At 39.3% G+C, this 12,587-nt stretch carries 6 protein-coding genes; all 6 read left to right on the plus strand.

Annotation, left to right across the window (positions count from 1 at the left end):
- Positions 1-2: 2 nt before the first annotated feature.
- The 6 genes from prc (at position 3) to pyrD (ending at position 12,504) form a co-directional block, all read left to right on the plus strand.
- Positions 3-2,000 (plus strand): carboxy terminal-processing peptidase, encoded by a 1,998-nt coding sequence (prc, locus tag OCU78_RS06985; protein ID WP_137373262.1) that lies wholly within the window; start codon positions 3-5, stop codon positions 1,998-2,000.
- A gap of 231 nt (positions 2,001-2,231) precedes the next feature.
- A complete protein-coding gene (locus tag OCU78_RS06990; protein ID WP_137373261.1) occupies positions 2,232-2,894 on the plus strand; it encodes a hypothetical protein in 663 nt (220 codons plus the stop codon).
- 198 nt (positions 2,895-3,092) lie between these two features.
- On the plus strand, positions 3,093-5,699 hold the full coding sequence (gene pepN, locus OCU78_RS06995; protein WP_137373260.1) for an aminopeptidase N: 2,607 nt from the start codon (positions 3,093-3,095) through the stop codon (positions 5,697-5,699).
- A 134-nt stretch (positions 5,700-5,833) separates the two neighbouring features.
- A complete protein-coding gene (locus OCU78_RS07000) occupies positions 5,834-6,052 on the plus strand; it encodes a DUF2835 domain-containing protein (RefSeq protein WP_137373259.1) in 219 nt (72 codons plus the stop codon).
- Positions 6,053-6,268: 216 nt separating this feature from the next.
- A complete protein-coding gene (locus OCU78_RS07005) occupies positions 6,269-11,122 on the plus strand; it encodes an NAD-glutamate dehydrogenase (protein ID WP_137373258.1) in 4,854 nt (1,617 codons plus the stop codon).
- A 371-nt stretch (positions 11,123-11,493) separates the two neighbouring features.
- Positions 11,494-12,504: a quinone-dependent dihydroorotate dehydrogenase gene (gene pyrD, locus OCU78_RS07010; RefSeq protein WP_137373257.1), complete on the plus strand. Its 1,011-nt coding sequence runs from the start codon at positions 11,494-11,496 to the stop codon at positions 12,502-12,504.
- Positions 12,505-12,587 lie beyond the last annotated feature (83 nt).

Here is a 12,587-nt window from a genome sequence, read left to right on the forward strand (position 1 = left end):
GCATGAAATGCCGTTCAAAATTGACACTGATTGCTGCTAGCTTATGGCTAGCGGCATCATCAGCTCAGGCTTTAGAAGCCAAACTTAACCTAGATGACTTACCTCTTCTTGCTCCAGAAGTTCAACACGAAACTGCGAGCAAACGCGTTACTTCTCGATTTACGCGATCTCACTATAAACATTTCAATCTCAACGACGATTTTTCCAAAGCTATTTTTAATCGTTACGTAGAGATGCTTGACTACAACCGTAATATTTTTACGCAAGCCGACATGGATTCTCTTGAGCCTTTATCTATTCAATTAGATGAGCAGCTTAAGTCGGGTAATAATCAGGTAGCTTTTGATGTTTATAATCTATCTATGCAGAAGCGTTTTGAACGTTTTCAATTTGCCTTATCACTTCTTGATACTGAAATTAAGTTTGATGTAGATGAAAGCATTGAGTTAGATAGAAGTGAAGCAGCTTGGCCTGCCAATACCAAAGAAGTTAATGAATTATGGCGAAAACGCGTTAAATATGACGCATTGAACCTAAAGTTAACGGGTAAAGAGTGGCCTGAAATTCAAGAAGTGTTAGAAAAGCGTTACAACAATGCGATGAAACGTATCACTCAATCGCGTAACGAAGATGCTTTTCAGCTTTACATGAATGCTTTCTCTAGAGAAGTAGATCCTCATACTAGCTATCTTTCTCCTCGTAATGCAGAACAATTTCAGTCAGAGATGAATCTATCTCTTGAAGGGATCGGTGCTGTTTTACAAATGACTGACGATTACACTGTTATCCGCTCTTTAGTTGCTGGAGGGCCTGCGTCTAGCAGTAAACAACTAGGCGAGGGTGATAGAATTGTGGGTGTTGGACAAGATGGCGAAGAAGTGGTTGATGTCATTGGATGGCGTCTAGATGATGTTGTCCAGTTGATCAAGGGCCCTAAAGGGACAAAAGTGAAGCTGCAGATATTGCCTGATGGTAAAGATGCAAAAAGTCACGTTGTCACTATTGTTCGAGATAAAATTCGTTTAGAAGACCGTGCTGTTAAGTCCGAAGTGATTGAAAAAGATGGACGTAAGATTGGTGTTTTAGAAGTACCAAGCTTCTATGTTGGTCTATCGAAAGACACTGATAAGTTAATTACTGAACTTAAGAAAACCGGTGTTGATGGCATTATTGTTGATCTTCGTAACAACGGCGGTGGTGCATTAACTGAAGCAACGGCTTTATCTGGCTTGTTTATCGAAGAAGGACCCGTGGTCCAGGTTCGTGACAGCTACGGTAGAGTTAAAGTAAACAGTGATACTGACGGTGAAATTAGTTATCAAGGTCCACTTACTGTTTTAGTGAATCGTTACAGTGCTTCTGCGTCTGAAATTTTTGCTGCAGCATTGCAAGATTACGGACGTGCGATCATTTTGGGTGAAAACTCATTTGGTAAAGGTACCGTGCAGCAACACCGTTCTTTGAATCATATCTATGACTTGTTTGATAAAGAGTTAGGGTACGTTCAATATACTATTCAGAAATTCTACCGCATTAATGGTGGCAGTACGCAGAATAAAGGTGTTATTCCGGATATTGCTTATCCAACTCCCGTTGACCCTGCTGAAACTGGGGAAAGTGTTGAAGATAATGCTTTGCCTTGGGATAGCATTGATAAAGCAAAATACCAAGTGTTACAGCGTAATGAATCTGAAATAGCTAAATTGACGAAAGCTCATGAGTTACGTATTTCTGGTGATATGGAATTTGGTTTTATTGAAGCAGATATTGCAAAATTCAAAGCTGATAAGGATGACAACCAGTTATCATTAAATGAGAAAGTGCGTAAGCAAGAAAGTGATGACGCTGAAACACTGCGGTTAGAGCGTATCAATTTACGTCAGAAAGCAAATAAGTTAGATGCTTTTGCTTCACTTGATGATGTACCTAAAGACTATGAAGTTCCTGATGCCTATCTTGATGAGTCAGTATCAATTATGGTCGACATGATCAAAAAGTAGCATTTCTTGTAACCTTAAATGATTACTTTTACTAAAGACTGATTTTAGTTATCAAAAAGGCGAGCTTTTAGAGCTCGCCTTTTTCGGTTTTAGCTGGAGTAAATGCCGCTAGAATTAATACCACTATTGAGTAAATTCTTTATTCACGAGCTGAAATTAGTGATTCAGATCAAATTTTTTCGCGTTCTATGAGTTAAGTGCCTAAGCTTAAAGAAAACATAGGGGGTGACTATGAAATGGATACTAATACTTTTGACTTGCTTTAGTTTGAATGCTTGGAGCAGCGAAGTGAAAGATAATACTGATCTCTCACACTTTGACTTACCATTATTACTTGGTGATTGGTATTTATTAAACCCAGAGCCTGATAGTGCTGCGGAAAACTTTTTAGCGATAAAGTTAACGTTAGAATCAAACTACACGTTTAAAATCGACATACAGAAAAAAGATTACAGCGTTGATCACTGGGAAGGAATGTATACCGCTAATGATGACACGATCATTCTCGGCTTAAACACTTCTGAGCCACAAGTTTATGCCTATAGCAGTAATCATAATATGCTGAACTTAAATGGTGTGATGTTTACCAAAGCACTACCGAATGCTTTAGCTGGTATCTGGTCAAGCGCTGAATTATCAGGTGATGATCTTCGAGCCAGTAATATTAAAAAAATGGATTTGGTCTTACAGCCTGACTTTATATTTATGTTTAGAGTTTCTGACGAACTAGGCGGAGAAGTTGTACATCGAGGTGTTTATTACACGGAAGGTAACCACCTAGTACTTCTCTACGAGAATGGCGAACATGACACAACGTATACCCTTAATAGTGATGTACTGACTTTAGAGGGACAGGAAGGTGATATGTATGCGGTATTGAATCGAATTCGCTGATTGTTGTCGATAAAATATACTGAATTATATCTTGTGATTGGTGTTTCATATTTATAGTTTGGTTTTTACTAGCTAAAATGCGAGGTGTTTTCTAAAAACACCTCGTTTTTTTACATTTGTCCTTGAGTTATGTGTTCAAAGCCCTTAGATATAGGTTGTTAGAATACTATTATTAAAAATGCTCAAAAGGACTAAGACATGGCGCATAACCCGCAAGCCAAATTTCGTAAAGATTACCAATCACCTTCACATCTTATATCAGACATCGATTTAACTTTCGACCTGCATGATACTGCTTCAATTATCACTGCAGTTTCAAGCGTCACTCAACAGAAAGAAAGCTCAACGTTAGTATTAGATGGTGAAAACCTTAAGCTTGTATCCGTTTCTGTAAACGGCCAGCCGTGGGAATCTTTTGAGCAATCAGATACAAACCTGACACTCAATGACTTACCGAAAGAGTTTGAACTAATAATCGTAACGGATGTTGACCCTGAAGGTAACAGTGCCTTAGAAGGTCTGTACAAATCTGGAGGTGCCTTCTGTACTCAATGTGAAGCAGAAGGCTTCCGCCGCATTACTTATTACATGGATCGACCTGATGTTCTAGCAAAATTCACGACAACGGTGATTGCAGACAAAGCTGTTTATCCATTCTTACTTAGTAACGGTAACCGAGTAGACGAGGGTGAAGCTGAAAATGGTCGTCATTGGGTTAAGTGGCAAGATCCGCATCCAAAACCAGCATATCTATTTGCTCTAGTTGCAGGTGATTTTGATGTACTGAGAGATGACTACACGACAAAATCTGGTCGTAAAGTTGATCTGGAAATTTTTGTTGATAAAGGAAATCTAGACCGAGCTAGTCATGCGATGGTTTCGCTTATTAATTCGATGAAGTGGGATGAAGATCGTTTCGACTTAGAATACGATTTAGATATCTACATGATTGTTGCTGTAGATTTCTTCAACATGGGGGCAATGGAGAATAAAGGGCTAAATATCTTTAACTCTAAGTTTGTTCTAGCTAATGATCAAACGGCAACAGATACTGATTACTTAGGCATTGAAGCAGTTATTGGGCATGAGTACTTCCATAACTGGACAGGTAACCGTGTTACTTGTCGTGACTGGTTCCAACTGAGCCTGAAAGAAGGTTTAACGGTATTCCGTGATCAAGAGTTTTCTTCTGACTTAGGTTCTCGCTCAGTTAATCGAATTAATAATGTTCGTACTATTCGTGGTCCTCAATTCGCTGAAGACGCAAGCCCGATGTCTCACCCAATTCGTCCTGAAAAAGTGATTGAAATGAATAACTTCTATACGCTAACTGTGTATGAGAAGGGTAGTGAGATCATTCGTATGATGCATACACTACTTGGTGAGACTAATTTCCAGAAAGGTATGAAACTTTACTTTGAGCGTCACGATGGCACAGCTGCAACTTGTGAAGATTTCGTTCTTTCAATGGAAGATGCTTCAGGTGTGGATTTATCTCAATTCCGTTTATGGTATAGCCAGTCTGGTACGCCTACATTAGTTGTAACAAGCAGTTATGATGAGGATGCTAAGACTTATACATTAAAAGTAGTTCAATCAACTCCTCCAACTCATGAGCAAGAAGATAAGCAGCCATTACATATCCCGTTAGATATTGAACTATATACTCAGTCTGGCGATGTTATTGAGTTACAATGTAACGGAAATACAGTGCGTAACGTACTTGATGTTAAAGATTCTGAGAACACATTCGTGTTTGAAAACGTATCGGTAAGACCAATTCCTTCTCTGCTACGTGAATTTTCAGCGCCAGTTAAACTGGAGTATGATTACTCTGACGAAGAACTTATTTTCTTAATGGTTAATGCTCGTAATGAGTTTTCTCGTTGGGATGCTGGTCAAATGTTACTGGCAAAGTACATTCGTACGAATATTCTTAATGTACAACAAGGTAAGCCGTTTGAACTTTCTGCGGGAGTGGTTGATGCATTCCGTGGAGTTTTACTAAGCGATTCACTAGATCCTGCATTCATCGCTGAAATGATCGCTCTACCAAACCATAATGAAGTATTTGGCTGGTATGTTCGTGTCGATATTGATGCTATTGCTTCAGTTCTAAAATCAATGAAACTTACCCTTGCTGTAGAGTTAGAAGATGAACTTGCTGCGGTTTACCATAGCCATGCGCAGGCAGAATATAATGTAGAGCATGCATCAATTGGTAAACGCACATTAAGAAAGGTTTGTTTAGGGTATTTAGCATTTACCGAGCAAGGAAATGACTTAGTTGTTGCTCTGTATGAAAGTTCTAATAACATGACTGATACAATGGCAGCTATGGGCGCTGCAAATGCTGCCCAGTTAGAGTGCCGTGAATCACTTATGTCTGATTACAGTGACAAGTGGAAACATGATGGTCTGGTTATGGATAAGTGGTTTGCTTTGCAAGGAACTAACCCTGATGAAAATGTGCTAGATAAAATTAAAGAAAGCATGAATCATCAGGCATTTAGCTTGAAAAATCCTAACAGAACTCGTAACTTAGTTGGTGCATTTTTAAATCAGAACCCTGTTCATTTCCATGACAAATCAGGTAAAGGTTATGAATTTGCAGGTGAAATATTGAGAGAACTCAATAGCAGTAACCCTCAGGTGGCTTCACGTCTTATCGACCCGCTACTAAAATATCGTTTATATGATGAAGCACGCCAAGCTTTAATCAAGAAAGAGCTTGAATCTCTAAAAGCGATGGATAATTTAGCAAAAGATCTTTTTGAGAAGGTTACAAAAGCTTTAGAAGCTTAAACTCAAAAAAATCAACATTTTTGAGATAAGCACAATAAACTCTAACTAAGAGAACAAGTGGTGTACCTAGGTGCGCCACTTTTTATTTACTCGCATTCTTAGGATAGTTACATACACAAATAGGTAGGAGAGTCATGAATCATTATCACTTTTCATTGAACATTACTTATCAGAATTTTTTAGCACATTACTCAGGAGCAGCAAGTAGTGTGCAAGTTGTAACGACAACGGGTTTAAGGCTTCAATTGCCAGCAACTCGTTTCAGACCATTTCTTACACAAATAGGGGTTAAAGGGCTATTTAGACTAACAACTGACCATAATAATAAGTTTATAAAGTTAGAAGCTCTGTAAAGCTCTCGTTATTCAGAGAGTTAAAGGGAACCTTAATCACATAATCAAACATTCACCTCCCGCTATTACTAAAATTATTAACCATTTCTCAATAATGCTTTTACAATAAATAAATGCATTATCATTACTTACTGAGCTTTTACTTAACAAATGTTTTGTTCAGCGAGTGAGTAATCCCCCTATAATAAAATACAATAAAAATTGTGGAGTGTGACTATGACCGCACGTGAAACTGTGGTTCCAGTTTTACTTGAAAAAGTGTACAAACTGATTCAAGACAAACTTGACCTTGCTCATCGACCTCTAGTAACGCAACTTGCTCAACATTTGTTTAGCAATGTTTCTCATGATGATTTAATCCAGAGAAACGAATCCGATTTATATGGTGCTGTAGTCAGCTTATGGCACCACATCAATGAAAAAAAAGCCGACGATATTTCTGTTCGAGTTTTTAATCCGGCAGTCAGCAGACAGGGTTGGCAATCAACTCACACCATTGTAGAAATTGTTGTTCCAGACAGCCCATTCCTTGTGGACTCTGTCAAAATGGCATTGACTCGTCTTGATCTTTCTTCTCACCTTATGCTTCATAACCCAACGCAAATACTGCGCACTGATAAAGGGGAAGTCGTTGGTGTAAGCCGCGATGAGGGTGTCTTCCAATCATTGTTCCATATCGAAGTAGACCGTCTAAGCAGTAAAGCTGAAATGACGGCACTTAAAACAGAACTACTGGATATATTTACAGATGCCAGCTTAGTTGTGAATGATTGGCTATTGATGGTTGAAAAGCTTGAAGAAGTCACCAATCAAGTTGAAGCACAAAAAGAAACGATTCCAGTGGATGGTCAACGTTTCGATGAAACATTAGAGTTTTTACGTTGGTTGGGTGAACATAATTTCACATTCATGGGTTACAAAGAATATGATCTTGTCTCTATCGATGGTGATACTGAGCTTCAACCGACTAAAGATAAAGGCTTAGGTCTATTTGCAAATGATGAACGTGTACGCAGTACGAAACTGTCTGAGTTTTCAGATTCAGCTCGCCTTGAAGCTAAAAAGCCTTATGTGCTTATTGTGACGAAAGGCAATACAGCATCACGAATTCATAGACCAGCTTACACCGATTACATTGGCATTAAGAAATTTGATAAAAAAGGCAAAGTAATTGGTGAACATCGCTTTACTGGTCTTTACACCTCTGCGGTATATAACCAGACGGTAGAAAGCATTCCATTAGTTCGTGAAAAGGTTGAGCGAATCTTAGAGGCGAGCGGTTACCGAAATGGCTCATACTCATATAAAGCACTCCACAATATTCTTGAAAACTACCCGCGAGATGAACTGCTTCAAGCACGTGAAGAAGAACTGCTAGAAGTAGGTACTGGCGTAGTTCAAATGCAAGATCGTGATTTACTTCGTTTGTTCGTAAGAAGAGATCCTTTTGGTCGTTTCTTCAGCTGCATGGTTTATGTCACAAAAGATCGTTACAACACAGAGCTTCGCCGTCAAACTCAGCGAATCCTTAAGCAATACTTTGGTTGTGAGCAAGAAGTCGAATTTACCACTTACTTTTCAGAAAGCCCTCTAGCAAGAACGCATTACATCGTCCGTGTTGATAATAACAATATGGATGTCGACGTTAAGACAATTGAGCAGAATTTAATGGAAGTATCTTCATCTTGGGATGATCGTTTATCAGAGTCTATCGTTGCGAACTTCGGTGAAAGTAAAGGTTTACCATTGTCTAAAGAATTTATGCGTGCATTCCCACGCTCATATAAAGAAGACATGATGCCAGGTTCAGCGGTTGCAGATATAGAACGTTTAGAAGCACTTACAGAAGACGATAAACTTGGGATGCTTTTTTACCGCCCTCAAGAAGAGGCTGCAGACTCTAAAGCTGTTAAATTAAAACTGTTTTACCATAGTGATGAGCCAATTCACTTATCAGACGTCATGCCGATGTTAGAGAACCTTGGCTTGCGTGTAATTGGTGAATCTCCTTATGAAGTACGTAAAACCAATGGTGTTACTTACTGGATATTAGATTTCTCAATGCTTCATAAGAGCGAGAAGACGGTTGATTTACGTGAAGCTCGTGATCTGTTCCAACAAGCATTTGCGGCAATTTGGGCTGGTGAGTTAGAAAGTGATGGCTTCAACCGTTTGGTTCTAGGCGCAGCACTATCTGGACGTGAAATTTCAATTCTTCGTGCTTATGCTCGTTACATGCGTCAAGTTGGTTTCCCATTTAGTCAGCAATACATTGAAGATACACTTTCTCATTACCCTGAATTAGCTAAAGGGCTGGTGGCATTATTTGAGAAACGATTTGATCCAAAACTGAAAGGCAGCAAAAAAGGTCAAGCTGATCTGATCAAGAAGATCACTGAGCAATTAGACCATGTTGAAAGCTTAGATGATGATCGTATCATTCGTCGCTATATGGAAATGATCAGTGCAACTCTACGTACTAACTATTATCAGCTAGATGCTAATAAGCAATTCAAACCTTGGTTAGCATTGAAAATGAAACCAAGCGAGATTCCTGATATCCCAGCACCGGTTCCTGCATTTGAAATTTTTGTTTATGCACCTGACATTGAAGGTGTGCATTTACGAGGCGGTAAAGTTGCTCGCGGTGGTTTACGTTGGTCAGATCGCCAGGAAGATTTCCGTACAGAAATCCTAGGTTTGGTGAAAGCGCAACAAGTTAAGAATACTGTTATCGTTCCTGTAGGTGCGAAAGGCGGTTTCGTTTGTAAACGTCAGCACACAATGACAGGTCGAGATGAAATCTTCGCTGAAGGTCAGCGTTGTTACAAACGTTTTATCAGAGCATTACTGGATGTTTCGGATAACATTATCGAAGGGGAAGTCATTCCGCCTAAGAGTGTTGTTCGTCATGACGAAGATGATCCATACCTAGTTGTTGCAGCAGATAAAGGAACGGCTACGTTCTCAGATTTAGCAAACTCTGTTTCAGATGAATACAATTTCTGGCTGGGCGACGCTTTTGCTTCTGGTGGTTCAAATGGTTACGACCATAAAGCAATGGGCATTACTGCCAAAGGTGGCTGGGAGTCAGTTAAGCGTCACTTCCGTGAAATGAACATTAACTGTCAAACCACTGACTTTACTGCTATTGGTGTTGGTGACATGGCGGGGGATGTATTTGGTAATGGTATGTTGCTTTCTAAGCATATTCGCCTCCAAGCTGCGTTTAACCACATGCATATTTTCATTGACCCTAATCCTGAGTCAGCCCCAAGTTGGGAAGAACGTGATCGCTTGTTCAAGCTACCTCGTTCTAGCTGGGAAGATTACAATAAAGATCTTATCTCACAAGGTGGTGGCATTTTCTCTCGTCGTGCCAAATCAATAGCCCTGACTCCAGAGATTCAGAAGATGCTTGGTACAAAGAAAGCATCAATGGCACCTAATGATTTGATCAAAATGATCTTATCAATGCAGGTCGATCTTCTTTGGAATGGTGGTATCGGTACCTATGTTAAGTCGTCGAAAGAAACCCATACAGATGTTGGTGACCGCGCAAATGATGTGCTTCGTATCGATGGTCGAGATCTTAAAGCTAAAGTTGTAGGCGAAGGTGGTAACTTAGGTATGACTCAATTGGGTCGTATTGAATATGCGCTGACAGGTGGACGCGTAAATACCGACTTTGTTGATAACGTTGGTGGTGTAGATTGTTCAGATAATGAAGTGAACATCAAAATCTTCCTTAATGGGCTGGTTTCAAACGGCGATCTAACAGTTAAGCAGCGCAATCAAATTTTAGAATCAATGGAAGATGAAGTCGGTGTTATTGTTCTAGATGATGCCTACTGCCAAGCTGAATCAATTTCTGTAACTGAGCACCAAGGTGTTGGTTTAGTAAAAGAACAAGTACGATTCATTCACACTATGGAGAAAGCAGGGTACTTAGATCGCGGTCTAGAATATATCCCTGATGATGAAACCCTTTTAGAGCGAGAGAAACTAGGGCAAGCATTAACTCGACCTGAGTTATCTGTATTAGTTGCTTACGGAAAGATGGTTCTGAAGGAAGATCTAGTTTGTGATGAAATCGCTAACGATGAGTTCCATGCACAGCAGTTGACACAGTACTTTCCAACTGCGTTACGACGTAACTATTCAGAGCATATGGATAACCATCCATTACGTGCTGAAATTATAGCGACAGCATTAGCTAACCAAATGGTTAATGAAATGGGCTGTAACTTTGTGACCCGATTACAGGAAGAAACAGGCGCTGATATTGTTGATATCGCTAATGCCTATGCCGCTTCTCGTGAAATCTATGGGTTTGGTCAAGTCCTTAAAGATATTAGAGAGTTAGATAATGTTGCTACATATGGTGCTCAATATGAATTGATATTCCATGTTCGACGTACAATGAGAAGGTTAACTCGTTGGTTACTAAGAAACCGTACAGGGAAACAATCTGTAAAAGCGTTAGTAGAACTCTATCAAGGTGATGTTCATGCAATAACTGAAACACTTGATGAAATGTTGGTGGAATCAGAGGTTCAAGAACATAACGCAATTGCTCAAGTTTGGATTGAGCAAGGTGTTGGAGAGAAATTGGCTAATTTTGTTGCTCGTTTGTCTAGTCTTTACTCAGCACTGGATATATCCACAGTGTCCCGTGAAACAGGTAAAAACATCCAACAAGCATCTAAACTGTACTTCAATTTAGGCGATAGACTGTCTCTGCATTGGTTCTTAAAACAAATTAATGGTCAAGCGGTGGATAACAACTGGCAAGCACTGGCAAGAGCTGCCTTTAGAGAAGACTTAGATTGGCAACAACGTCAATTAACAGGTCAGGTACTTAACTGCGGTTGCGCGAGTGACTTTGATGTGATTAAAGCATTAGACGAATGGATGGAAAGTAACTCCATTTCATTACATCGTTGGGAAAGTATTTTAAATGAGTTCAAAGTTGGTTCTGTACATGAATTCGCTAAGTTCTCAGTTGCACTGCGTGAATTGATGTTACTTAACTTAAACTGTTCAGCAAGTTCAGACAAAACAAGTTAAGCGCATTATTACAGTTACTAAGTTCTTAAAGCTTTAAGCTTAGATTTAAACATATAATAATTGAGACAAGGATAGGGTAGTTAAACGCTACTTAACCTTGTCTTTTTTGTATCTAACAATTGTATTCAATACTTTTCTGACATGAGTAAACGTTTGCTTGGTTAATCTAAATAACATTTAGATGCTAGATTAATATCTACTTTCTTGTATATAGGCTTTTTACTAAAAGAAAGTAGACTAGATTGCTAAAAATCAAATACTCGGACGATATTTGAAATAAATAGGGTATAACTTGCTATTAAGTTTGTATTGTTCGTGAATTAAGTAAATAATACCGCCCCGTTCACACGGGTTTTTCTATCGGAGGCACAATGCTTTACCGTCTAGCCAGAACTGGCTTTTTCCAACTTGATGCCGAAAAGGCACATGATCTTGCGATTCAAAATTTCAAACGCTTTACTGGCACACCTATTGATCTTTTGTACCGTCAACAAATACCTAATCGACCTGTAGAGTGTATGGGTTTAACTTTCAAAAACCCTGTTGGTTTAGCTGCCGGCTTAGATAAAAACGGCGAATGTATTGATGCATTTGGTGCTATGGGGTTTGGTTTTGTTGAAGTAGGTACGGTTACACCTCGCCCACAATCTGGTAATGATAAGCCACGTTTATTCCGTCTGGTTGAGGCGGAAGGCATTATTAACCGAATGGGCTTTAATAACCTAGGTGTCGATAACTTAATTGAGAATGTAAAAAAGTCGAATTATGATGGCGTTCTTGGTATCAACATTGGTAAAAATAAAGATACGCCAATAGAGAAGGGTGCAGACGATTATATTATCTGTATGGAAAAAGTGTATCAGTACGCTGGCTACATCGCGGTAAATATTTCTTCTCCAAATACTCCAGGGCTACGCTCACTACAATATGGTGAGGCTTTAGATGAACTTCTTGCAGAGCTTAAAGCTAAGCAGTCAGAACTAGAGAAGAAACATGGTAAGTATGTACCATTAGCACTGAAGATCGCCCCTGATCTTAGTGATGATGAGATCTGCCAAATTTGCGAGTCGTTGATCAAAAATAAGATCGACGGTGTGATCGCAACAAATACAACTTTAGATCGTAGCATTGTAGAAGGTATGAAACATTGCAATGAAGCGGGTGGGTTAAGTGGACGTCCAGTTCAATCACGAAGCACTGAAGTTGTTCGTCGTTTACACGAAGAGCTTGGCGATGCCTTACCAATTATCGGCGTAGGTGGTGTGGACTCTTATGTTGCTGCTAAAGAAAAAATGATGGCGGGCGCTAAGCTAGTACAGGTGTACTCTGGCTTTATTTATAAAGGTCCAAGCTTGGTTCGTGACATTGTTAAAAATCTATAGTGACTTTGTTGAAAACCTACAACAAAAGCATACAAACTATAATTTGGTCATAAGGTACAGTGTAACTATCTGACTTTTAGCTA

The sequence above is a fragment of the Vibrio gallaecicus genome, from assembly GCF_024347495.1.
GTDB classification, from domain to species: Bacteria; Pseudomonadota; Gammaproteobacteria; order Enterobacterales; family Vibrionaceae; genus Vibrio; species Vibrio gallaecicus.